The following is a 25,181-nucleotide window of genomic DNA, read 5'->3' as shown; positions in this document are numbered from 1 at the left end:
GCCGTCCCTTTTTAATGCTGCGCTGTTTTTTATCCGATGGTATCGTAAAATTTCTGAATCAGCCACATGGCAATGCCATAAGCGGAAGCTTCCATATGATATTTACTGCACCGCAGATAAGAGGTATCGAAATCAAATTTATTCATCTGCATCACAAGTTTACTAAGATCGATGAGATAGTCTTTAAGATACCCGCCTACATACCCGCCGATAATGATATCACAGTCAAAGGCCATCCGCAGATTGGATACGGTCAAAGCGAGCGTATAAAGATAGTCGTGCCAGATTTTTTCAAAATCGTGGTTGCCGTTTTTTAGCTCGATAAAATATTTTTCCAGATTGCCGCCCGTATGAGAAGAAAGGCGCAAGGCCGAACAATAGCAGTCGACACATCCTCTTTTCCCGCAATAGCATCTTTCGCCGTTCGGAACGATAATGATATGACCAAACTCTCCGCTTTTTAAATGATCGCCCTCATATAATTTTCCGTTATAGCTGATGGCGCCTCCGACGGTATTATTGAGAGAAAGATAAATCACATTTCTATCAGGATCAGAAATCTCGGTATAGGCCGCGCAATTTGCGTCGTTATCAAAGACAACTTTATAGGGGAGAAACTGGCTCATCTTTAAAAGGCTGATATTAGAGACGTTCAGCGCGTGCGATTTTAAAAGAATATGATTCGCTTTATCGATAATTCCGGGAATGGAAACGCCGATTCCCGCGATCTTTTCGCGCTCTTTTGGGTCCTCAAGCGTGTCATCGATAAAGGCTTGAATCCTCTCGGAAATCTCCTGATAATAGGAGAACGTATCTTCATACCGCATTCTCTGCCGGGTATTCGACAGCATGGTGCCCTTTGCATCAATCATCACCAGCCCTAGATGGTTGGCGGTAATATCAACTCCCACCGCATAACAAATATTGGGGACAATCGACAGCGCCTTTGCCTTTCTTCCGCCGGTAGATTGATAATTTCCCACTTCTTCCACGATGCCCGCATCGCTCAGCTCTTTGATATTCTGAAGGACCGTAGGCATACTGAGCCCCAAATCATTTGCAATATCCACCTTCGAAGCGTGGCTGCGCCGATAGATATAATTGACAATTTTAATTTTATTCTTTCGCTTTGTCTGGATTTCCTTTGGTGCTTTTTCCATTTTGCAAAATTCAGCTCTCTTTTTTATGGCAATAAAAATTCCGCCACTTAATTAATCGTTTTATAAAACCATTTAATAAAATTATTGTATTCTATATTTCAAAAAAATACAATCTTAGAATAAAGAATTTCGAATTGTTTAGTAAAGATGAATATCTTCCTTTCTGAAAACCACATGACTTTTTGTTTTTAAAAGCTGTTTTCATAATTAATTTTCATTTTGAACAATTTATTTGAAATAATTGGTCGTTTCCCCTAATAAAATTGATGTTGACAAAATGATTTTGTAGATGTATTCTGCTAATAGATTATTAAATCTTTTTATTAAAGTCTTTAATTTTCTTGAAAAGAGGAGTAATTTTATGGATAAAAAAATGAAAGTTGCCGTTATGTTGGGCATCGAAAAAATGGGATTTGAATCGCGGGATGTCCCGCAACCCAAGGATAACGAAGCTCTTGTGAAAGTGGAGTACGTGGGCGTCTGCGGTTCTGATCTTCATTATTATGAATTTGGGAGAATTGGCGATTATATCGTAAAACCGCCTTACGTTTTAGGGCATGAGGCCGGCGGCACGGTCGTCGCAGTAGGAAAAGATGTTACGAATCTAAAAGTTGGGGACCGGGTGGCTTTGGAGCCCGGAAAGACCTGCGGGCACTGCGAATTTTGTAAAACCGGCCGGTATAATCTTTGTCCCGATGTGATCTTTTTTGCCACCCCGCCCGTAAACGGCGTTTTTCAGCAATATGTTGCCCACGAAGCAGATCTGTGCTTTAAGCTGCCGGACAACATGGATACCATGGAAGGCGCTTTGATTGAGCCGCTCTCCGTCGGGTTCCATGCAGCAAAACAGGGCAATGCCCATCTTGGTCAGACTGCAACGGTATTCGGTGCAGGCTGCATTGGGCTGATGTCCATGATGGCTTTAAAGGCCATGGGAGTTTCCACTGTCTATGTGGTCGACGTGATGCAGAACCGCCTCAATAAAGCCAAAGAATTGGGTGCAACCGAAGTCATCAACGGAAAAGACGAGGACGCCGTTCAAAAAATTATGGAACTGACACATCAGAAGGGCATTGATCTTTCGATTGAAACAGCCGGAACCGAAATTACATCCCGCCAAGCGATCAAGGTTGCCAAAAAGGGGAGCACGATTGTATTTGTAGGCTATAGCAAGAGCGGAGAAATCACCCTGCCCATGAGCATGGCACTTGATAAAGAACTCACCTTTAAAACAGTCTTCCGCTATAGACATATCTATCCTGTCGCAATCGACGCCGTTTCCAGTGGAAAAGTAAATTTGAAAGGTGTTGTTACTAATGTCTATGACTTTGATGATATTCAAAGAGCCATGGATGAGAGTGTTCACAATAAGAATACCGTTGTAAAATCAGTCATTAAAATAATCTGATTAGCGGATTATTTTAAAAATTATAAGTGGGAGGAAACTACATTGAAAAAGAAGTTATTAGCAACCGTGATGAGCGCTCTGCTTATCACATCCCTGCTGGGTGGCTGCGGCAGCAGCTCCACAGCGAGCAGCCAAGCAGCTTCTGGCGCTTCAACAACATCCACGTCGCAGGCAGCAGGCAAGAAGCTCAAAATCGGCATCACCGTCCAGAGTCTTAGCAATCAGGTCTGGTCCGTAGCATGTACCACCATGAAAGACATGGCCGATAAAGACGGAAATACCCTGACCTACACCGACTGCGGAGATACCTCATCAAAGCAGATTGAGCAGATCGAAAACTTTATCAGCAGCAAATGCGACGTCATCATGGTAAACCCCTCTGACCCGAACGCGATCGAAAACGTCTGCAAAGAGGCACGCGACGCCGGCATTAAAGTAATGTGCTGGGATAACGAAATGGAAAACACCGATATCAACTGGGTCATCGATAACCAGAAACTCGGTTACATGATTGGCGAGCAGGCCAGCAAATTCATCAACGACAAATTCACCGACGGCAAATGCCAAGTCGCCGTGCTGGATTATCCTCAGACCGCAATCCTTCTTGAAAGAGAAAACGGAATTCTGGCAGCGCTCAAAGAAAAAGCCCCCAACGCAGAAGTAGTTGCACAGCAGCCTGCTATTAACGCAACCCAAGGTCAAGACGCCATGGAGACGATTCTTCAGGCACATCCCGATGTAAAAGTTGTCTGCTGCATCGGCGGCGGCGGCGCTGTTGGCGCAAACGAAGCTTTGAAAGCCGCCAACAAAATTGCCGATAATGTGGGCATTTTTGCAGCGGATGCAACCGACCAGGAACTGGCAGCCATGCTGAACGGTGAAGCAAACAGAATGTCCGTTATGGTAACCGGAACTCCGAAGGTTATCGGTGAAAGCTGCTATCAGCTGATCACAAAGCTCGGCACGGGCGGTACTTTTGACAGCCGCAATGTTTACAGAGATATCTTCCCTGTAACGGCTGAAAATGCTTCGCAGTATTATTCAAAATAAAATCTGCCAATACATCGGACTTAAATCCCTCAGTGCATTGAAAAAACAGCGGTAGAACCAGTGGACGTCTAATCGTCCGTCCGGTTTTCCGGATGCAAGATGATGGAGACGAATGCCCCCCACAAAACACGTTTTTATACTCTTTACGTGTCTTTCGGGGGCATTCTTCATCATAAAAATTTAATTTTTTCTATCACTTTTACGCAAAAATGCTGTAAAATTGTTTTCATGAACTGATGACGATTTGTCAAAGAAAAGAGGATCGCTTTTATGGAAGATTCTGAATATGTTCTGCAATTAAATCATATTAAAAAGACCTATCCCGGCGTGGTCGCTCTGAACGACGTATCCCTCGACGTCAAAAAAGGCGAAATTCATGCCCTGATTGGAGAAAACGGCGCTGGAAAATCGACGCTGATTAAGTGCTGCAGCGGCGCTGTGATCCCGGATTCCGGAGAAATCATCACCGGCGGACAGACTTTTCACTCCATGACTCCCCGGCTTGCAATCCAAAACGGAATCGCCATCATTTATCAGGAGTTTAATCTGGTTGGGGACCTTTCCGCAGCGGAAAATATTTTTCTCGGCCGCGCTATCCGAAACGGTATCATGATTGACCGCAAAAAGATGGTTGAAGAATCCGAAAAAGTATTCCAGCGTCTCCACATTCATATTAACCCCAACACCCTCGTGCGCAATCTTTCGGTAGGCTATCAGCAAATGGTAGAGATCGCAAAGGCCATCCAGCAGGATGTAAAGCTGCTCATCATGGATGAACCTTCGGCCCCGCTTACCAACGGTGAAACTGAAAGCCTCTTTAAAACCATCGACGCGCTTAAGAGTTATGGGGTCTCGATTATCTATATCTCTCACCGGATGGAAGAAATTTTCCGCCTGTCCGACCGCGTCACCGTCCTGCGCGACGGCAACTACATAAAAACCGTCAACACCAAAGAAACCAATGTTGACGAACTAGTAAATTTGATGGTCGGCAGAACGCTACAGGAAAAATTCCCACCCAGAAAAGACTGCATTCAAGACGAAACCTTACTTGAAGTGAAAAATCTATATGGAAACGGTGACCAGAATATTTCGTTCTCGGTTAAAAAGGGAGAAATTCTTGGATTTGGCGGTCTCATCGGCGCAGGCCGCACAGAGCTTGCGCAAGTACTTTTCGGCATGGTACAAAAAACCTCCGGCCAAATTTTTTTGAAGGGAAAAGAAATTAATCCGAAAAATCCGCGCAACGCCATCAATCTTGGAATTGCGCTGGTCCCCGAAGACCGAAAGCAGCAGGGGATTTTGTTGGGACTTTCGGTCAATCAGAATATCAATATGCCAATTTACCGTCAGCTCTCAAAAGGCTCTGTCATTAACGAAAAAGAGGAGCGGGAGGTCAGCAAAAAATACGTTAAGGAAATTGAGATCAAGACTCCCAGTATTCATCAGCTTGCAAAGAACCTAAGCGGCGGAAACCAGCAAAAAGTGGTTCTTGCAAAATGGCTTGCAGCCAACTCAGAACTCATTATTTTTGACGAACCGACACGTGGAATCGATGTCGGCGCGAAATATGAAATTTATAAACTCATCAACGACCTCGTCGAACAGGGCAAGACCATCCTTCTGATTTCTTCCGAAATGGAAGAACTGATGGGAATGTCCGACCGGATTTTGGTGCTGGCAGAGGGAAAAATTACAGGTGAATTGAAGAAAGATTCTTTTAGTCAGGAAATGATTATGAATTTTGCTTCCAACGTGAAAAAGGAGAAATCGGCATGAAGAAGGTTATTCCTATTTTAAAAGAAAGGGCAATCTATGTTGCGCTCATTGCCCTGTTTATTATTTTCTCATGTTTAAGCAGTGACTTTTTGAGCCCCAATAATCTAATCAACATCGCCCGGCAGATCGCCGTGCTCGGAATTGCCTCCGTCGGTATGACTTATGTCATCCTGATCGGCGGAATTGACCTTTCCACCGGCTCCATTATCACGTTTGTCAATATCATCGCGGCGTATTTGATGGTCAATATGGGCATGAATATGTGGCTCGCGATTCTTATTGCCCTGCTTTCCAGCACCGCGATCGGATTTTTAAACGGTCTTTTGGTCGCTAATATGAACATCCCCTCCCTCATCGTGACCTTCGCTTCTCAAACGATTTTTGAAGGCTTTGCGTACATTCTTTCAAAAGGAATGCCGATTTTCGGCTTTCCGAAAGGATTTGCAACCATCGGGCAGGGATATGTTGGTTTTATTCCGATTCCCGTCATTGTCATGATCGTTATCTTTCTCATTGGCGGATTCATTCTCAACAAAACCTATTTCGGCAGATATTTTTACGCATTGGGCGGAAATGAGACCGCCGCACAGATGGCAGGTATCCAAGTAAAGAGAGTCAAATATCTAATTTTCTCGCTTTCCGGTCTCTTTGCAGGCATCGCAGGCATTATCATGCTGGCGCGCACCAATTCTGGCCAACCTACCGCAGGCAAGGGCTATGAATTTCAGGTAATCACCGCTGTGGCCCTTGGCGGCGTGAGCCTTTCAGGCGGCTCCGGCAAACTCTCTAACGTTGTAGCAGGCGTGTTCATTATGGGAATCCTCAAAAACGGCATGGTCCTTCTGAATATCAGCGAATATGTTCAGATGGTGGTCGAAGGCGTCATTCTTCTTCTGGCAGTTGGATTTGACTGCCTGCAAAAGCGGAAACTCGGATATCAAAACCACTGATCGTGTTGTTTTTAAAAACGAATTTTCCTATCTGGAATTTTTCAATTTATTTTCTGATGAGAAACTTTTAAAAGCAAAGAAGGGATGATATGAAAATGTATGATGTGGCAGCTTTAGGAGAACTTTTGGTGGATTTTACCGACGCCGGAATCTCTCAAAACGGGATGCATCTTTTTGAACAGAATCCGGGAGGAGCACCGGCAAACGTCCTTACAGGGCTCAGCCGGATGCACTTTCAAACCGCTTTTATCGGAAAAGTCGGAAGCGATCTTAACGGCCGTTTTGTGGAATCTGTTTTAAAAAGGGAACACGTCGACACTTCCGGTCTGATCGTCGACCCGAACTATTTTACCACGCTTTCCTTTGTAAGCCTTTCAAAAGACGGGCAGAGAAGCTTTTCTTTTGCCAGAAAACCCGGTGCAGATACAATGCTCCGCCGGGAAGAAGTAAAGGACGATATTCTCCGGAACACTAAGATTTTTCATATTGGTTCTCTCTCTCTGACGAATGAACCCTCCCGTACTGCCACCCTTTCCGCTTTGGAAACTGCTAAAAAAGCCGGTTGTATCATCTCTTACGATCCCAATTACCGGGCGTCTTTGTGGCCGAGCGAAGAAAAAGCCAAAGAAGAAATCCGTTCGGTACTGCCGTATGTTGACGTCATCAAACTATCCGAAGAAGAGACCGATTTTGTCACACCGGAAAAAGATCCCAAAGCAGCCGGAAAATTTTTGATTGACCATGGGATAAAAGCAGTTTTTATCACCCTCGGCAAAAACGGTGCTTACGTTTTTAACCGGGAAGGCTGCGCTTTTGCGCCGCCGGTTCCCGGGCATGCCATTGATACCAACGGCGCCGGAGACTGCTTTTGCAGCGGTATTTTATCCCGCATCTGTGAAAATTCAAAATCACTTGACGATCTCTCTCTGAAAGAGCTTTCTCAATATGCGCATTTTGCAAACGCAGCCGCCAGCTGCTGCATCGAAAAGCACGGCGCAATTCCTTCCATGCCCACTTTGGAAGAAATCAATCAACGCCTTTCCGCTGTCTGATAAAAAGATCCCATCAAAATTCATTTTGTCCTCCTAAAAAGGATAGGCGGCCTCTTTTTTAAATTGGCCGCCTATCCTTTTTGCTTTTTTGAAAACTCATAAACGTTTCGTGTTTTATTTCAAAAGCTTTTTTCTTGGTGGTAATCCATATTAAAACAACTCCTTACTTCAGAACTCCAAAATAAAAAAGCCCGCTGATTTCTCAGCGGGTTTTTAAAGTACAAATCGAATTGTACCAGGTTATAGAGGTTCATAGCCTTTAGTTATCCAAAGGCTTCATGGTCGGGAACAACAGCACATCGCGAATAGAAGGCTGATCGGTAAGGAGCATGACCAGACGATCAATGCCGATCCCCAAGCCTCCGGTAGGCGGCATCCCATATTCCAAAGCTGTGAGAAAATCCTCGTCAACATCGCAGGCCTCATCATCTCCGGCAGCCTTCTGGGCAGCCTGTGCCTCAAAGCGCTTGCGCTGATCGATCGGGTCATTTAATTCAGAAAATGCGTTGGCAAGTTCACGTCCCATGACGAAAAGTTCAAAGCGCTGCGTATAGTTAGGATCATCCTCTTTGCGCTTTGCAAGCGGCGAAATCTCTACCGGATGTTCTGTAATAAAAGTTGGCTGAATCAATTTTTCTTCGCAGTACTCGTCGAAGAACAAATTTAGAATATCACCCTTTTTATGGCGTTCCTCATATGCAAGATTGTGTTCTTTTGCAACAGCACGCGCTTCTTCCAGCGTCTTGATCTCATTAAAGTCAACGCCGGAATACTTTTTGACTGCCTCTACCATCGTCATGCGGCAAAACGGGCTGCCAAAGTCGAGTTCCACCCCGTCATAAGTAATTTTAGAGGAACCTTTTACTTTTGTGGAAACGGTACGAATCAAATCCTCGATCAAATCCATCATGCCGTGATAATCCGTATAAGCCTGATAAAATTCCATCAGCGTAAATTCCGGATTGTGGCGGGTATCCATGCCCTCATTGCGGAACACGCGCCCGATCTCATAAACGCGGTCAAAGCCACCGACAATCAGACGCTTGAGGTGCAGCTCCAAAGCGATGCGCAAATAAAGGTCGATATCGAGCGTATTATGGTGTGTAATAAACGGCCTTGCTGCTGCACCGCCTGCAATTGTATGCAGAACTGGAGTCTCCACTTCCAAAAAGTCATGGCTGTCCATAAAAGCACGAATTGCTGTAATAATATGGCTGCGCATCACAAAAGTCTCTTTGACCTCCGGATTAACGATCAGATCCAGATAGCGCTGACGATAGCGCAAATCGGTATCTTTCAATCCGTGAAATTTTTCCGGCAGCGGAAGTAGGGATTTTGAAAGCAGCTGAATTTCTTTTGCATGGACGCTGATTTCTCCGCGGCGAGTCTTAAAGACAAACCCTTTCAGGCAAATAATATCGCCCAAATCCCAGTAATTTTTAAAATCGGAATAGCTTTCTTCTCCGACGTCGTTAATTCTAACGTAAGCCTGAATTCGGCCTGTTTTATCGCAAAGATCAATAAAGCTAGCCTTTCCCATATTACGGCGGCTCATCATTCTACCGGCAATACAGACGTCTTTATTCTCATAATCTTCAAAATGCTCATGAATTTCTGACGCAAAACTATCTTGATCACATTTTGTGATTTTAAAGGGATCTTTGCCTGCTTCGCGCAAAGCGGTTAGCTTATCGCGGCGAATCTGCAGCAATTCTCCCAAATTCTGTTCCGGCTGCTGTTCCTGATTCTTTTCACTCATATTTTTCCCTACCTTTTATTTATCATCGGTGAATTATTCGCTCAATTGTCAAAATTCAAAAAGAGAGGGCGGGATGAAACCACCCCACCCTTAAAAAGACGGTGTTATTTGGAAATAGAAAGAATGGTATATTCCTTTATTCCAGCAGGCACTTCGATCTGCATAACATCATTGACCGCGTGTCCCAACAGCGCTTTTCCAACGGCAGATTCATCGCTGATAAATCCTTGTACCGGGTCTGTTTCATTACTGCCAACAATTTTAAGATTCATTTCCCGCACTTTTTGAGTTTTTTCATCTTTTACAGAAACTTGAACTTTTGAGCCAACATGAACCAAACCATTACTCAATTCGGATTCGTCGATGACTTTTACATTTTTCAGCGTTACTTCGAGGTCGGCAATCCTAGCTTCCATAATAGCCTGCTCATTTTTAGCTTCGTCGTATTCGCTGTTTTCAGAAAGATCGCCAAAGCTCAGTGCTACCTTAATTTTTTCAGCAACTTCTTTTCTCTTGACCCCTTTGAGCTGTTCCAGCTCTTTTTCCAATTTATCGAGGCCTTCCTGTGTCAAGACAGTTTGTTTTATCATGGTATCATCCCTTAATTCATAGGCGAATGCTCGCCTGATTTTTTCGATATACAGTTAGTATTATAGGGTCGTAATTGCTTTCTGTCAACCGTATTTTGTCATAGAAGCAACAGACTTTTAAAAATCGACACTATTAAAAATTTTATTTCCATAAAAAAATCGGCCCGAAAAACGCCGAGCCGATTAAAAGCAAATTCAGTTAAACATAGTTAAGCGGATCCTGTGCAACGCCGTTTACGCGCACTTCAAAATGGCAATGAGGGCCGGTACTATCTCCGGTACTCCCGACATAACCGATCACCTGGCCCTGCTGAACAGTCTGTCCAACGCTGACACAAAGACCTGACATATGGCCATAAACGGTAGAAAATCCATTCCCATGGTCAATGGAAACCCAAGTTCCGTAGCCACCGCCCCAGCCGCCGGAATCTGCAACAATAACAGTCCCGGAAGCAGAAGCTACAATCGGTTGTCCATAAACGCCGCCGGAAGAAATATCAATTCCTTTATGGTTTGTTCCCCAACGAGGGCCAAATCCAGAAGTGACATTCGTGGTATACGGAACCGGCCAAACAAACTGTCCGCCGCCGGAAGGGCTCACAACGACATCTGAAGAAGATTGCTTCTGCGAATAATAATTAGCATACCAAGAGTCAATCTGCTCTGCGGTAGCAGCTTCCTGTTGCGCAATTTCCTTGTTTTCTTCTTCCAAAGCTTCGGCAGAGCCGGCAAGTCCATTAATGACCTGCTGGGTCTCTTCCATCACGTCGTCGAGTTCTGTCCGCTTCTGGTCCAGTGCATCCTTTGCATCGGAAACTTCCTGTCGGTTTTGCTCGATTTCTGTTTTCTGCGCTTCAATCTCTGTTAAACGACTTTTTAGGCTGTCGATCAGCTGTTTATCGTGATCCGACACCATCTTGATCGCTTCCGTTTTATCTGCCAAGTCGGTAAGACTTTTAGACGAAAGCAAGATTTCCAAACTACTTGCTTCTCCTGAAATATAGAGCGCGCGCAGACGCTCTTTCAGCAGTGCAAAACCGGAATCGATTTCTTTTTGTTTAGATTCGATCTCATCCTGTTTTGCAACAATATTCTGATCAAGATCCCCGATCTGCTGATTATAAGTATCAATTTGATGCTGTAAATTAGAAACCTGATCCTGCAAAGCAGCTTTATAGGCTTCTTTCTGAGTTTGATCTGATTTCAGCTGATCAATTTTCGTTTGATTTTCTTTTTGCTGGTTCTGATAATCACTCTGCTGCTGTCGGAGTGTATCCAAATTACTATTCTCGGCAAAAGCTGTGGTCGCAGCAGGCACTACTATGAGAGCAGCGGTTATTACTGCGGCAGCGGCACGCTGCCAAAAATGTTTACCAGCCAACGATGGAACCCCCCTCTTTTTTGAGGTATCTTCCCATCGAGATCATACTTCCTAAAGTTCCAAACAAAGCGCCAATGCCCATAAAAATAAGAATCATCCAGGGCAGGTATGGGTGGATATTAATCGCCTGAAAAGCGGCGAGGTTTGCAATCAAGCTCACCATCTTCTGATAAAGCAGATAAAGCAGTGCAACCGCGAGTCCACCTGAAACAATTCCGAGAATAATTCCTTCTACAACAAACGGAATTCGGATAAACCCATTGGTAGCGCCCACCGATTTCATAATACTAATTTCCAGACGTCTGGAATACATCGTAACACGAATCGTATTCGCAATAATAAATAGAGAAACGACACTTAGGATGATTACGACTGCCAAACCGACGTTTGTGACAATTTTATCCATTCTGGTCAGCTTGTCCGCAAGGGCAGTATAATCCGTAATCTTTTCAACGCCCTGGATGCTTAAGATCTGATTTGCAGTATCCTGATACTGTGAAAGATCTTTCATCGAAATCCGAAAAGAATCCGGCAGCCAGCTGGTATCATCAGAAAGGCCGTTAAGCAGGCTGGAATTTTCTGCGCCAACCATGTTCTGAATTTCCTTTAGGCCATCTTCTCTTGATATGTATTCGCAGGTATCAATATTATCCATCTGTTTGATCTGTTCGCCGATCTTAATAGCGTCCAGGGAAGAAACATCTCGTTTAACAAAAACTTTAATCGAGTTATTTCCTTCTACGGTGCTCATCGCCGCGTTCATATTCATACTGAATAATACCGCAGCACCCGTCATCAAAATACAGCAAGTCAGAACGCCAATCGAAGCGAGGCTCATCGTCCGGTGTTTGGTCAGGACATTTTTAAAGCCTTCCTTAATTAAATATCCCAGCTTCATTGTCCCACCTCCAGTTGCTTGGTATCGGCCACGATGCGGCCATCATTAATTTCCACAATACGCTTCTGAAAGTGTTTTACCAGACTATGTTCATGGGTAACCATCAAAATAGTTGTTCCGCGCAGATTGATCTCGCTGAGAAGGTCAACGATCTCAAAAGAAAGTGCCGGATCAATATTTCCAGTCGGTTCGTCGGCAATAATCAGCGAAGGATTATTGACCAATGCTCTTGCTAGACCCACACGCTGCTGCTCGCCGCCGGAAAGCTCTGCCGGCAGGCACTTTGCTTTATCCTGCAAATCGACAAGCCCTAGAATATACGGCACACGCTTTTTGATGGATGTTGTCGGCATGCCGACGATATGCATGGCAAACGCCACATTATCATAGACGGACATCGACGGGATCAGGCGAAAGTCCTGAAAGACCGTTCCCAAGGTCCTGCGCAAATAAGGTACCTTTCTGCGCTTGATATGGGTCACATCAATATCGTTTACAAAAATCTGTCCTTTTTCCGCACGTTCCTCTGCCGTAATCAGCTTAAGAAAGGTACTTTTGCCTGCGCCGGAAGCACCAACGATAAAAACGAATTCCCCTTTCTCAATATTCAGGCTGACATCATATAACGCATGAGTGCCGTTTGGATAGGTTTTGCTTACATGGTCGAATTCTATCACAAAAACACGCTCCATTTCCAAAAATCAATGTCAACAAACAAATTGAGACTTGCTGACATGTTATCATCATACCAACAAGCCTCAATTTTATAATTCTGAATAAGAAATAAATTGCAATTATTTTGTAACTATTTTAAACTATTTGTCACCTTTGCGAAAAAGGAAATAGTTACCGTCTTTTTTGATTCAATCAAAATTTTGTTGGATTGCTGGAAAGATATTTTTTAACCATCAAAGCCACTTTAAACACAATGGCATCTTCAAATTCACGCAGATCAAGCCCGGTGATCTTCTTGATTTTTTCCAAGCGGTAAACAAGGGTATTTCGATGAACAAAAAGTTTGCGGCTTGTTTCTGAGACATTCAGGTTGTTTTCAAAAAATCTTTGAATCGTAAAGAGCGTTTCATGATCAAGGCTGTCGATCCCACCCTTTTTGAAGACTTCTTTCAGGAACATTTCACAGAGTGTCGTTGGCAGCTGATAGATCAGACGAGCAATTCCAAGGTTATCGTAGCTGACGATACTGCGTTCTGTATCAAAAACTTTTCCAACTTCCAAAGCGACCTGTGCTTCTTTAAAGGAACGCGCAAGATCCTTCAGGCTTTCTACCGGTGTGCCGATACCAACTACACAGTGTACATAAAATTCTCCCGAAAGCGTATCGACAATGGAACTGGCCAATTTTTCCAAATCTTTTGCATCGATTCCGGGTTGAATCTCTTTGACAATCGCAATATCGTCTTCATTAATGTTGACAACAAAATCTTTTGACTTGTCCGGGAAAAGGTTCTGAACCACATCAAAGACTGCTACATCGGTATTTGCAACAATTTTAATCAGCATGCAAACGCGAGTAACATCTGCATTAAAATGCAGCTCCCGGGCTTTCAGATAAATATCGCCGGGCAGAATATTATCGAGAATAATATTCTTGATAAAATTACCGCGGTCATATTTTTCATCATAGTATTGCTTGATGCTGTTGAGCGAAACTGCCAAAAGGGCTGCATAGTGCGCGGCCTCCTGGTCATTTCCAAGAACAAAAATGGCATATTCTGCACGGGGAAGGCCACCAAATGGGCAATACGTATAACCATTTGCCACAAAAGGTTCCTGAGAGGCCATCATTTCCGGAGAAATATTGCCGCTCTTCTCCCCAATTTTTCCAAGCTCGCTACAAGCAATTACAGTAGATGTTTCATCAATCACACCAACTGGCCGGTCGATGGCGTCACGCATCTGATGGATCACGCCTTGAAACAATCTGTTTGACATAGTTTTGATCCTCTCTTTTCATATTTAGAAGTTTAAACAAAAAATAAGTTCAAAATAGAATAAGCTAAGTATATTTTACATATCTTTCGGTTTAATATCAACCATTTTGACGAAAAAAATTTTTTTTTTTATGATTTTTGCCGATATTTTTAGCGAACAGAATTCTATAAATATCCATTTTAAAATTATTTTTCCATTTCTCCAAGCTTTTTATCCCTTTGGTTCCCGAAAAACCAATTTGACTTCCTCCTCTGTCATTTGTCGGCATTCGCCTAACTTCAGCACAGGATCCAATTCTAAACTTCCAATCTCAATACGATTTAGTTCAATGACTGTGCAGCCAAGGGCCAAAAACATTCGTTTGATCTGATGGAATTTTCCCTCATGAATTTCAACCTCACAGAGTGGCTGGCTTCTCTCTTCCAAAATTTTCAGCTTACTCGGAAGCGTCGTGAAATCACTCAGCGCAATTCCTTTTGCAAAGCGTTCCTCTGCATCCGAAGGAAGCGGAGCATCCAGACGAGCGCGGTACCTTTTCGTCACATGGCTCTTAGGAGCCAGCATATGATGTGCCGCCTCTCCATCATTTGTTAAAATCAACAAGCCCGTCGTATCCTTGTCCAATCTACCGGCTGGAAAAAGGCCTTTCCGACGCAGTTCTTCCGGCACTAGATCAAGCACCGTTCTCTGTTTTGGATCTCGTGCCGCCGAAAGGACCCCGGCAGGCTTATTCAGCATCAGCCAAAGCACCTTATGATAAAGGAAAGGGACCCCATCCAGCATGATCTGATCTGTATCGGGATTCATTTTTTCTGAGGCAGAACGAACAAGATTGCCATTGACCATGACCCTCGCTTTTCGAACTGCCAGCCCAGCCTCTTTCCGGCTCATCGTCCCACAAGACGATAAAATTTTATCAATCCGTTCCACTTTGTTCCTGCTGAAAAGATTCTCTTTTCAGGCTTCCTTTCTTAATCTATTATATTAGTATACCATTTTTAATTTTTTTCCGCCAGTATCCGCAGCGGAACCATAAATCCATTTAATGCTGCTGTAGAAAGATCCCCTCCGCAAATTCTGCCTTCGCAAACCAAAAGATTAGCATAAACATCATTTCGCCCATCATAATTTTTCACTTTATAAACGTACTGCATACATTTTTTTCCCGCAACTGCTTCCAAATGGAACCCTGCCTTTTCATTAAGTTGTGCATAATTTTTATAAACCTGCGAAAATGTTCCCGGTATTTGGATTTCACATGTTTCAACAGGCTCCGGTTCTACCTCCCAGCCACAGCTGCGTAAAAAGCTGATCCGCTGCTCATTTTTTCCACCGGGATTTTTCCACGCGCCGTCTAAAAAAGCCATTACAAAGATCAGTCCCACTGCTAAAAGCAGGATGGCCAGAAAAAGCAGCCCTTTTTTCTTAGAAAACCGCACTGAAATCATACGCATAAAAATCTCCCCCTGTCAGAACAAGTTTATGAGATCTCTTTTAAAAACAGAACACGGAAAGAACACAGCGGCAAATTTTTCGACAAAAAGGGGCTTCCCGGATTATATCGCGGAAAGTCCCTTTTTTCTCTCTAATTCCACCAAAGATTATGCTTCTTCTTGTTTGCTTTCATCAATGACCTTCTGTGCAATCTGAGGCGGACACTCCTCATAGCGTTCAAATTCAAACTGAAACGTACCGCGCCCTTGTGTCACCTGACGCACATAAGTAGAAAAGTCGCTCATCTCTGCCACCGGGACTTCCGCATCAATCGTTTGACTCCCACCTTCTGCAGGTTCCATGCCCAAAACGCGACCGCGGCGCTTATTGATTTCGCCCATAATGTCGCCCATGTTTGTATCCGGCACTGCTGCCTTTAAATGTCCGATCGGTTCCAGCAAAACGGGGTCTGCCTGCGGCATTCCATTTCTATAAGCAACGGCTGCTGCCATTTTAAAGGCCATCTCGGAGCTGTCTACCGGATGATAGGAGCCATCATATAAGGTTGCGCGCAATCCTACCACAGGATACCCCGCCAGCGGACCTTTCTGGATACATTCTCGCAGCCCTTTTTCCACTGCCGGGAAAAATCCTTTTGGAACGCTTCCTCCGACCACGCGTTCAGCAAACTCCAGTCCCTCGCTGTCACAGGGTTCAAACTCAATCCATACATCACCGAATTGCCCATGGCCTCCGGTCTGCTTTTTATGGCGTCCCTGCACCTGTACCTTCTTCCGGATCTTTTCACGATAAGCCACTTTCGGCGTCTGTAAAATTGTTTCCACACCATAACGGTTCTTCAGCCGCGAAACGACCAAATTCAGGTGCTGTTCGCCCAAACCGCTGATTACCATCTGATGGGTTTCCGGATTGTTTTCGAACAAAATCGTAGGATCTTCTTCCATTAGCTTAAAGATTCCCTGTGCGACTTTGTCTTCGTCCCCCTTCGTCTTTGGGAGAATTGCCATTTGCAGAGTAGATCTGGGATAACGAATCCCATCCAATGTAACTTTTCTGCTCGGCGCGCAAAGCGTATCCCCGGTAGAAACGCCAGAGAGCTTCAATACCGCTCCAATATCTCCTGCAGGAATCACTTTCATCTCTTCCTGCTTTTTTCCACACATCTTGACAACTTTTCCGATTCTCTCCGTTGCCCCTGTACGCATATCAAAGAGCTGATCTTCGGTTGCGACTTTTCCGGAAATCACTTTGAGAAAAGATACTTTTCCAACAAAAGGATCAGCAATGGTCTTAAAGCACAATGCCACCGCCGCTGCATCTTCATTGACGGCCAGTTCCACGGGATTCCCATCTAAATCTGCGGCAATCTCTCCTGCTTTGTCGGCAGCCGTTGGCAAAAGCCATACAAGTCCATTTAAAAACTGTTCCATGCCGCGCATCAAAAGTGCATCCCCGCAGAACACCGGGATAATTGCACCGGATTTGACGCCTTTAGAAACACCAACAATGACTTCTTCCGGCGTGAAAGCTTCTCCGGAAAAATATTTATCAAACATCTCGTCACTGGTTTCAGCGACTGCTTCATAGATAGCAGTACGCAAACCTTCCAAACGCTCTCCCATATCCGGCATTTTTACTTCTACCGGCGCGCCTTTGGAATAATCATAAGCTTTATACTCTAAAACATTAACGTAAATATTTGCTTTTCCATCTACTATGTAAGGCACCACAAGGGGACAGACGCTTGGACCAAAACGCGCTTTTAAATCTTCAAAAACCCGGTAGAACCGTGCGCTCTCGTCGCACAGCCCGTTTACGAAAAACACTTTGGAAAGCCCGCCCTCATCCGCCGCTTCCACTGCTTTTTCAGTTCCGACTGCGGCTCCACTTTTCCCACTGATGGTAATCAGCACGCTGTCTGCTGCGCGAAACGCTTCTGTGGCGGCACCGGCAAAATCAAGAAGCCCTGGTGCATCAATCAAATTAATTTTGCGGTTTTTCCACTCCAGCGGCGCAATACTTGCGGAAACGCTCGTCTTCCGACGAATCTCTTCCGGATCATAATCGCAGACCGTGTTTCCGTCGCTGATTTTTCCCAAGCGATCGGTTGCACCGGAAAGTTTGAGCATTGCCTCTGCGATGCTGGTTTTTCCGGAACCGCTGTGTCCGGCGATGGCCAAATTCAAAATTTCTTTTGCATGGTATTGTTTCAAATCGCTCGCATCCCTTCGGTCATTTGCAAAAAACGACATCAAATTACCTAATATTTATCTAATTTTCAATGAGATTATAGCGTATATTTACGAAAAATACAACCCTTTTCGAAAAGGATTTCAATTTTTACGAATAAATTTGACGTCATTTTTTAATTTTCTATATTTATAATAATGAAAAGAGAGTCTGCGGCAGAACCACAAACTCTCTTTTCATTTTATTTTTTATGCTTTTGGATGATACTTTTCACAAGTACATTTTTTCCATTTTAATCCGCTGCCGCAGGGACACGGATCGTTGCGTCCGATTTTCTTGCCCTTGACCGTTGGACTTTTTTCTTCGCTCCCGTCAGGAGCTCCTTTTGCAGCTGTCGGCTGGGCGACCTGTTCTCTCTTAGGCTCCGTGCGAGTCTGGAGCCGAACTGTCAGCATCATGCGCGCGGTATTTTCACGGATTGTCGCAATCATGGCATCAAACATATCGAAGCCTTCCATGCGGTATTCCACCACTGGGTCCCGCTGGCCATAAGCTCTCAGCCGGATTCCGCGCTGCAGTTCCTCCATCGCATCCAGATGATCCATCCACTGCGCATCAACATTCTTCAGCAGAATTACGCGTTCGAGTTCCCTGCAGATCTTCTCTCCGAATTGAGCTTCCCTATTATTACAGACTTCTTCGGCTTTCTGATAAAGGAAATCTACATAATCCTGCGGTTGTTTCTGGGATTGTTCTTCGGCGGTATCATTGAGATCATCGTCCCCAAGAAGCCAGCGGTAATAGTGTTCTTTGAGTCCCATCAAATTCCAGCCGGAACGGGGATCGTCAAGATCGTTTTCATCCATCGGCAGATACTGTTTTACCTTTGCTTCGATTGCCTGACGAATCATCTGCATGACCTGCTCGTGAACACTCTCGCCCTCCAGCACTTTATCGCGCTGACTGTAAATAATTTCACGCTGACGGGAAAGAACGTCATCGTACTGCAGAACGTCTTTCCGGATTCCGAAGTTTCTGCCTTCAATTTTACGCTGGGCAGACTCGATCGTATTCGTGAGCATTTTATTTTCGATCGGGGTATCCTCGTCCACATTGAGCTTTTCCATCAGTGCAGTGATTCGGTCTCCGCCGAAGAGTCTCATCAGATCGTCTTCCAGCGAGATATAGAACCGGCTCATACCAGGGTCGCCCTGACGTCCTGACCGACCGCGCAGCTGGTTATCGATCCGGCGGGATTCGTGGCGCTCTGTTCCGATAATATAAAGGCCGCCGACTGCGCGTACTTCTTTCGCTTCCGCCTGGGTTTTTTCCTTATATTTTTCTTCCAGTTCACGGAAGACCTTACGCGCATTGAGAATTTCCGGATCCTCTGTATCTCCATAAGCATTGGCTTCTTCGATCACTTCTTCGGAGAATCCTTCTTTGCGCATCTCGGTTTTTGCCATAAATTCGCTGTTGCCGCCCAGTACGATATCCGTACCACGACCAGCCATATTGGTGGCGATTGTCACTGCATCTTTATGGCCTGCCTGCGCAACGATCTCAGCTTCTTTTTCATGATACTTTGCATTCAAAACTTCGTGTGGAATTCCTTGTTTTTTAAGCAGCGCCGAAAGTTTTTCGGATTTATCAATCGAAATCGTGCCGACCAATACCGGCTGCCCTTGCTTATGATGCTCGATAATATCTTCAATCACCGCATCGAATTTTGCACGTTCTGTCTTATAAATGACATCGGCTAAATCCTCACGGACCATGGGCTTATTGGTAGGAATCTCAATAACATCCAATTTGTAAATTTCGCGGAACTCATCTTCCTCCGTCATGGCGGTACCGGTCATGCCGGAAAGCTTATCATATAAACGGAAGAAATTCTGGAACGTAATCGTTGCCAGTGTTTTGCTCTCGCGGGCAACCTTTACGTTTTCCTTTGCCTCAATTGCCTGATGCAATCCCTCATTATAGCGGCGGCCATACATCAGACGCCCGGTAAATTCATCGACGATAATAACTTCTCCGTCTTTTACCACATAATCGATATCGCGCTGCATCACACCGCGGGCCTTGATTGCCTGATTAATATGGTGCTGAATCGTAATATTATTGGCATCGGTCAGATTATCCAGATGGAAAAACACTTCTGCTTTTTTAACGCCCGAAGGAGTTAATGTAGCCGTTTTTGCCTTTTCATCCACCACAAAATCGGCATCTTTATAAATTTCGTCGTTATCTTCCTTATTATCGACCTCTGCTACCTTTGTCATTTTCAGTGTCTGAGCAAAGTGGTCTGCGATCGTATAAAGCTGGGTAGATTCATCTCCCTGACCAGAAATAATCAGCGGCGTTCTGGCCTCATCAATCAGGATAGAGTCCACCTCATCGACGATTGCATAATGATGGCCGCGCTGCACTTTATTTTCTTTATAAAGGACCATGTTGTCCCGCAGATAATCAAATCCAAATTCATTGTTGGTTCCATAGGTGATGTCGGCTTCATAAGCAGCTTTTCGTTGTGCGCCTTCTTTATCGTGAACGATCAGTCCTACAGAAAGGCCCAAAAAACGATAGACCTTTCCCATCCATTCACTGTCGCGGCGGGCCAGATAATCGTTGACCGTAACGATATGGACTCCTTCTCCGGAAAGTGCATTCAAATAAGCCGGAAGCGTTGCCACTAATGTTTTACCTTCACCGGTCTTCATCTCGGCGATACGTCCTTGATGCAGGATAATGCCGCCGACAATCTGTACTGGAAAATGTTTCATTCCCAGTACCCGCCAGCTGGCTTCTCGGCAAACCGCAAAAGCATCGGGAAGGATCTGATCCAGTGTTTCGCCGTTTCTAAGTCTCTGTTTTAAAATGCCCGTCTGCGCCTGAAGATCCTGCGTCGAAAGGGCTGCATATTTTTCTTCCAGTTTCATCACAGCATCGCAAATAGGTTGTACCCGTTTGAGCTCTCGTTTGCTGTAATTTCCAAAAAGTGCTTTCAGGATATTGGCCATAATGTTTTCCACCTCATACCAAGGAGAAATTTCCACTCCCGGTTTGTTTCTATTAAAAGTTTCCTGTATTTCAGTATACGAAAGTGATTATATCATATTTGCCTTCCGGTGGAAAGAAGGCTTTTTTAAATTTTTGTAACATTTCATAATTTTTTCCTGCAAAGTTAAGATTCAGCGAAATTCTGTCGGCGGCGGCCATTCTCCTTTCGCTAGAGCACCAAAATAATAATTGAGCACCAGATAAGTACCGACCAAAAAAAACAAGACCACCATTCCCGGCAGTGTTTGCAGTTCTGTAAACGCCGTTCCTAAACCGGGCAGATAAAAGGAAACCGGAGCTCCATACAGATCTGAAAACGGCACAATATCCGCGGCAAAATCGGAGTCGTCCTGATTTGCCATAAACTGACCGTTAGAATAATCGATTCGGGTAATTCTGCGCACAACGGGCTGCCTTTTTAAACTGCCTCTATAATAAGCGATCGGCTCTCCTACCCGTAATTTTTCAGGCTGTACTTTTTGTATGTATAAAAGGCTTCCCTGAGGATATTCACACCGAACCCCTGCGCTGCACATTCCCAGCGGAACATATCCAAAAAATCTCGGCACTACAAAGATTGCCACTGCCAGCGCCACTAATAATCCACCTAAAATATTCCATATCTTTTTCCAGCGCTTCATTGTCATAATTTCAATCCTCCGTTTTTAAGCCTGTCCTCTTCAAAGGCTGTATCTCCATCTTAACGGTCCAAAACTGAAAAAAAGTACGAAGAAAGCACTTTAATTTCCTTCATTTCTGATTTTCGTCTCCGATAATTCTTCCAAAGGTCCCTGCTCCTCACCGATTCTTGCAAAAAGGCTTTTCCTTCTTTCTTTTCATTGATCTTTTTAGAATTCGGTTAGTTCTATCCGTCATAAAAAGATTGTTAAATTTTTATCTTTTTGTTTTTTTGAGCTTGCACAACGTTTTTGAATCACCTATAATGAGCATATAGAAATGACATGCGGGAGGCGCTCCAAAAAAAGTGGGCGCCGGATGCTGAAAGGAGAACGAAGATGAACTATTCCGCAGAAGTGGAAAGAATGTGTACCGTAGCAAAAGGACCAAAGCACGGCCCCGCTCCGATTCCAGAAGAGGGAAAATGGGTAAAGGCTTATGACATCAAAGATATTTCCGGATTGACTCATGGTGTGGGCTGGTGTGCGCCGCAGCAGGGCACCTGTAAACTGACTCTTAATATTAAGGATGGCATTGTGCAGGAAGCACTGATAGAAACCATCGGCTGTTCCGGAATGACCCATTCTGCTGCTATGGCGGCAGAGATTCTTCCGGGAAAAACAATTCTGGAATGCCTGAACACCGATCTCGTATGCGATGCAATTAACGTTGCCATGCGGGAACTTTTCAAGCAAATTGTTTATGGCCGCAGCCAGACCGCATTTTCCGAGGGAGGACTTCCCATCGGAGCGAGTCTGGAAGATCTGGGCAAAGGTCTGCGCAGCCAGGTCGGTACGATGTTCAGCACGAATGCAAAAGGCGTGCGCTATATGGAGATGACCGAAGGCTATGTGCTGAAGATGGCCCTGGACGAAAATGATGAAGTCATCGGCTACCAGTTCGTCAAAGTTGGAAAAATGCTGGAAGATATCCGCCACGGAAAATCGCCGGATCAGGCATACAAAGATAATATCGGACAATATGGACGGTTTGACGGCGCGGCCAGATACATTGATCCCCGCGAAGAATAAATCTGAGAGATAAAGGAGGACACAGCAAAATGGCCAATGATGTAACATTTGAAGGAAAAGAAAGAAGAATGGAAAAGATCAAGGTCTGCATGAAAAAATACGGGATTGAAAGTCTCGAAGCAGCCAGAGATCTTTGCCTTTCCAAAGGAATCGATGTTGATAAAATTGTAAAGGGCATTCAGCCTATCGCATTTGAAAACGCTTCGTGGGCATATACCCTTGGCACCGCGATCGCCTTAAAAGAAGGTGCAGCTTCTGCTTCCGATGCCGCTGAAAAAATCGGCATTGGTCTGCAGGCCTTCTGCATTCCGGGTTCTGTCGCCGAAAACCGGAAAGTCGGATTGGGACACGGCAACCTTGGCGCCCGTCTTTTGCGGGACGAGACCCAGTGCTTTGCATTCCTTGCAGGACACGAGAGTTTTGCCGCAGCCGAAGGCGCTATTGGCATTGCCCGCACTGCAAATCGTGCCCGCAAAGCGCCTTTGCGCATTATTCTGAACGGTCTCGGAAAAGATGCCGCTTTCATTATTTCCCGGATCAACGGCTTTACCTATGTAAAAACCGAGTATGATCCTTATAATGACGAACTCAAAGTCGTCGATACCCATGCTTATTCCGACGGTGACCGCGCCGCAGTGAAATGCTATGGTGCCAATGACGTTTTGGAAGGCGTAGCGATCATGAAACACGAGGGCGTTGATGTTTCCATCACCGGGAACTCCACTAACCCGGTTCGTTTTCAGCATCTGGTTGCCGGCACCTATAAAAAATGGGCCATTGAAAACGGCAAGCACTATTTTTCAGTTGCTTCCGGCGGCGGCACCGGCAGAACCCTTCATCCGGATAACGTCGGTGCAGGCCCTGCTTCTTACGGCTTAACCGATTCCATGGGCCGTATGCACGGTGATGCTCAATTTGCGGGCTCGTCCAGCGTCCCTGCTCACGTGGAAATGATGGGATTAATCGGTATGGGCAACAATCCAATGGTCGGTGCGACTGTTGCTTGTGCGGTTGCCGCTTATGAAGCACTCAAAGGCTAACCGCTGATCATTCATTATTACTTATTAAAAGCCTCTGCGAAAAAATTCGCAGAGGCTTTTTTGGAATTGAAACAAAGTAAATCTTAAAAAAGGCCGCTCCCACTGCAGTTTTCATTGCAGCGAAAGCGGTCTTTTGATTTGTATCATTTTTATTTTGTGAAACTGTCTATTACTTTCTGCACCTGAGTCGTATCATCGCAGCAAACATAAACAACATATTTCCCATAAGTTTTGATAAATGGTGATTTCAGCTTTGTCAGCTCTCCGGGCACATAGTTTGCAAACGCTTGGGTCTGATCTTTTACCCGTTGTTCTGCGGCACCCTGCACCGTTTTAGCGGCATTCTCATCCTTGCATTCCCAAACACCGATTTCTTCTGCGGTCGCGCCGGTTCCCGCATAAACTTTCTGGCTGACAACCGTAGAATCATTCAGTCCAAAAAGTTTAAAAGCCGCCTTATCATTTAGGGGCGAAAGCTGATCTTTAAACGCCACTTCAGAAGCCAGTTTATCCGCTGTTGCCGCAACATCCAGTTTTACTTCCTTCGCTCCGCATCCGCCCAGTAACAGCAAAAACACACAGCAAAGCAGTACAAATATCTTTTTCCCTCGAATCATAAAAACAGCCTCTCCCTTGGTTTATGTTAACTAAAGTTAAGTATACCTCATGTTGAAAACAAAAGACAGTTACAAAATTATTTCAAATTTTCACAAAAAAACCGCCTGCATTTTAAGATGCAGACGATTTAAAAGTATTTAATTAAAAAAAACAAATTTTTAAGCTTTGCCTGCGCAGCCCATCACATCAGTGATTTTATGAGCCACCATATTCTTAACAGCTTCACGAGCAGGCGCAAGGTATTGACGGGGATCAAAATGATCGGGATGCTCTGCAAAATGCTGCCGGATACAAGCGGTCATTGCAAGGCGGATATCGGAATCCACATTGATCTTGCAAACTGCCATCGCAGCGGCTTTTCTGAGTTCGCTTTCCGGAATTCCGATTGCGCCGGGCATATTTCCGCCATATTGATTGATCAATTCGACGAATTTCTGCGGAACACTGGAAGCACCATGCAGAACGATCGGGAATCCCGGCAGCCGATCGCTGACTTCTTTCAGAATATCAAGACGCAGCTTTGGATTCTGACCGGGTTTAAATTTATAAGCGCCATGACTGGTTCCAATGGCAATTGCAAGGCTGTCCACACCGGTACGGGTAACAAAGTCCTGTACCTGATCGGGGTCGGTATACATTGCCTTATCCGCTTCTACTGAAACTTCATCTTCAACGCCGCCCAAAGTGCCAAGTTCTGCTTCGACCGTTACATGATATTTATGTGCATATTCGACCACGCGGATAGCTTCTTCCACGTTCTCTTCATAGGGCTTAGAAGAACCATCATACATTACGGAGGTAAATCCGTCATCGACGCAGGCTTTGCACATTTCGAAAGAGGGACCGTGATCCAGATGCAGAGCAATCGGGATTTCCGGATGCTCAATGACAGCCGCCTCTACCAGTTTGACCAAATAAGTAGGGTTCGCATAAGCACGAGCTCCTTTGGAAACCTGTAGAATCACAGGTGATTTTAATTCACCTGCTGCTTCGGTAATTCCCTGGATGATCTCCATATTGTTGACGTTAAACGCGCCGATTGCATAACCGCCATTATAGGCTTTTTTAAACATTTCCGTTGTGTTAACTAATGGCATGGATAATCACTCTCCAATCCTTCGTTTTA

21 protein-coding genes are annotated in these 25,181 nt (G+C 44.8%); 7 read left to right on the top strand and 14 right to left on the bottom strand.

All coding sequences use genetic code 11. The annotated features are described in order from the left end of the window. Window positions 1-29: 29 nt before the first annotated feature. On the bottom strand, window positions 30-1,160 hold the full coding sequence (locus tag ACVS9P_RS00995; RefSeq protein WP_452103794.1) for an ROK family transcriptional regulator: 1,131 nt from the start codon (window positions 1,158-1,160) through the stop codon (window positions 30-32). Between the two features lie 361 nt (window positions 1,161-1,521). On the opposite strand from ACVS9P_RS00995, the gene ACVS9P_RS00990 reads away from it, so the two are divergent. The 5 genes from ACVS9P_RS00990 to ACVS9P_RS00970 all read left to right on the top strand — a co-directional run bounded on the left by ACVS9P_RS00990 (window position 1,522) and on the right by ACVS9P_RS00970 (window position 7,399). Then, a complete protein-coding gene (locus ACVS9P_RS00990) occupies window positions 1,522-2,568 on the top strand; it encodes an NAD(P)-dependent alcohol dehydrogenase (RefSeq protein ID WP_452103793.1) in 1,047 nt (348 codons plus the stop codon). Window positions 2,569-2,610: 42 nt separating this feature from the next. Next, window positions 2,611-3,618, top strand: a complete 1,008-nt coding sequence (locus ACVS9P_RS00985; RefSeq protein ID WP_452103792.1) for a sugar ABC transporter substrate-binding protein — start codon at window positions 2,611-2,613, stop codon at window positions 3,616-3,618. Between the two features lie 270 nt (window positions 3,619-3,888). Further along, on the top strand, window positions 3,889-5,397 hold the full coding sequence (locus tag ACVS9P_RS00980; protein WP_452103791.1) for a sugar ABC transporter ATP-binding protein: 1,509 nt from the start codon (window positions 3,889-3,891) through the stop codon (window positions 5,395-5,397). Next, on the top strand, window positions 5,394-6,347 hold the full coding sequence (locus ACVS9P_RS00975; protein WP_452103790.1) for an ABC transporter permease: 954 nt from the start codon (window positions 5,394-5,396) through the stop codon (window positions 6,345-6,347). Before ACVS9P_RS00980 ends, ACVS9P_RS00975 begins: the two co-directional genes overlap by 4 nt. An 89-nt stretch (window positions 6,348-6,436) precedes the next feature. Continuing rightward, a complete protein-coding gene (locus ACVS9P_RS00970; protein ID WP_452103789.1) occupies window positions 6,437-7,399 on the top strand; it encodes a carbohydrate kinase family protein in 963 nt (320 codons plus the stop codon). Window positions 7,400-7,658: 259 nt separating this feature from the next. On the opposite strand, the gene lysS is transcribed toward ACVS9P_RS00970, so the two are convergent. From lysS to ACVS9P_RS00915, 11 genes are all read right to left on the bottom strand, one after another. After that, the gene (lysS, locus tag ACVS9P_RS00965) at window positions 7,659-9,158 is read right to left on the bottom strand and encodes a lysine--tRNA ligase (protein WP_452103788.1); all 1,500 of its coding nucleotides are present in this window, start codon (window positions 9,156-9,158) and stop codon (window positions 7,659-7,661) included. A 104-nt stretch (window positions 9,159-9,262) separates the two neighbouring features. Then, window positions 9,263-9,748: a transcription elongation factor GreA gene (gene greA / locus ACVS9P_RS00960; RefSeq protein ID WP_452103787.1), complete on the bottom strand. Its 486-nt coding sequence runs from the start codon at window positions 9,746-9,748 to the stop codon at window positions 9,263-9,265. Window positions 9,749-9,947: 199 nt separating this feature from the next. Then, complete coding sequence (locus ACVS9P_RS00955) at window positions 9,948-11,129, bottom strand: murein hydrolase activator EnvC family protein (RefSeq protein ID WP_452103786.1); 1,182 nt, start codon at window positions 11,127-11,129, stop codon at window positions 9,948-9,950. Then, window positions 11,119-12,027 (bottom strand): permease-like cell division protein FtsX, encoded by a 909-nt coding sequence (gene ftsX / locus ACVS9P_RS00950; protein WP_452103785.1) that lies wholly within the window; start codon window positions 12,025-12,027, stop codon window positions 11,119-11,121. The genes ACVS9P_RS00955 and ftsX overlap by 11 nt, the downstream gene beginning before the upstream one ends. Then, entirely contained in the window at window positions 12,024-12,704 is a 681-nt protein-coding gene (ftsE, locus tag ACVS9P_RS00945) for a cell division ATP-binding protein FtsE (RefSeq protein WP_452103784.1), read from the bottom strand. Before ftsE ends, ftsX begins: the two co-directional genes overlap by 4 nt. A gap of 190 nt (window positions 12,705-12,894) precedes the next feature. Beyond that, window positions 12,895-13,980, bottom strand: a complete 1,086-nt coding sequence (locus ACVS9P_RS00940) for a PucR family transcriptional regulator (protein ID WP_452103783.1) — start codon at window positions 13,978-13,980, stop codon at window positions 12,895-12,897. A 210-nt stretch (window positions 13,981-14,190) separates the two neighbouring features. Continuing rightward, the gene (locus tag ACVS9P_RS00935) at window positions 14,191-14,910 is read right to left on the bottom strand and encodes a pseudouridine synthase (RefSeq protein WP_452103782.1); all 720 of its coding nucleotides are present in this window, start codon (window positions 14,908-14,910) and stop codon (window positions 14,191-14,193) included. Between the two features lie 68 nt (window positions 14,911-14,978). Then, window positions 14,979-15,434, bottom strand: a complete 456-nt coding sequence (locus ACVS9P_RS00930) for a DUF4830 domain-containing protein (RefSeq protein ID WP_452103781.1) — start codon at window positions 15,432-15,434, stop codon at window positions 14,979-14,981. A gap of 147 nt (window positions 15,435-15,581) precedes the next feature. Then, window positions 15,582-17,648 (bottom strand): elongation factor G, encoded by a 2,067-nt coding sequence (locus ACVS9P_RS00925; RefSeq protein ID WP_452103780.1) that lies wholly within the window; start codon window positions 17,646-17,648, stop codon window positions 15,582-15,584. 225 nt (window positions 17,649-17,873) lie between these two features. Then, on the bottom strand, window positions 17,874-20,648 hold the full coding sequence (secA, locus tag ACVS9P_RS00920; protein WP_452103779.1) for a preprotein translocase subunit SecA: 2,775 nt from the start codon (window positions 20,646-20,648) through the stop codon (window positions 17,874-17,876). Between the two features lie 171 nt (window positions 20,649-20,819). Further along, window positions 20,820-21,335 carry a hypothetical protein gene (locus ACVS9P_RS00915; protein WP_452103778.1) on the bottom strand — a complete coding sequence of 172 codons (516 nt, stop codon included), beginning with the start codon at window positions 21,333-21,335 and terminating at the stop codon, window positions 20,820-20,822. 369 nt (window positions 21,336-21,704) lie between these two features. On the opposite strand from ACVS9P_RS00915, the gene ACVS9P_RS00910 reads away from it, so the two are divergent. Together ACVS9P_RS00910 and ACVS9P_RS00905 are read left to right on the top strand one after the other, a co-directional pair. Continuing rightward, window positions 21,705-22,397 carry an iron-sulfur cluster assembly scaffold protein gene (locus ACVS9P_RS00910; RefSeq protein ID WP_452103777.1) on the top strand — a complete coding sequence of 231 codons (693 nt, stop codon included), beginning with the start codon at window positions 21,705-21,707 and terminating at the stop codon, window positions 22,395-22,397. 29 nt (window positions 22,398-22,426) lie between these two features. Continuing rightward, on the top strand, window positions 22,427-23,437 hold the full coding sequence (locus ACVS9P_RS00905; RefSeq protein WP_452103776.1) for a GGGtGRT protein: 1,011 nt from the start codon (window positions 22,427-22,429) through the stop codon (window positions 23,435-23,437). 149 nt (window positions 23,438-23,586) lie between these two features. Here the strand turns inward: ACVS9P_RS00905 and ACVS9P_RS00900 are convergent, their stop codons facing one another. Continuing rightward, window positions 23,587-24,054 (bottom strand): DUF4358 domain-containing protein, encoded by a 468-nt coding sequence (locus ACVS9P_RS00900; RefSeq protein ID WP_452103775.1) that lies wholly within the window; start codon window positions 24,052-24,054, stop codon window positions 23,587-23,589. A gap of 159 nt (window positions 24,055-24,213) precedes the next feature. Next, window positions 24,214-25,152, bottom strand: a complete 939-nt coding sequence (fba, locus tag ACVS9P_RS00895) for a class II fructose-1,6-bisphosphate aldolase (protein WP_452103774.1) — start codon at window positions 25,150-25,152, stop codon at window positions 24,214-24,216. Between the last annotated feature and the right edge of the window lie 29 nt (window positions 25,153-25,181).

This window comes from Caproicibacterium sp. NSD3, assembly GCF_053613275.1.
Note: the sequence above shows the minus strand (reverse complement) of the source record. Positions and strands in the feature narration are given on the sequence as shown.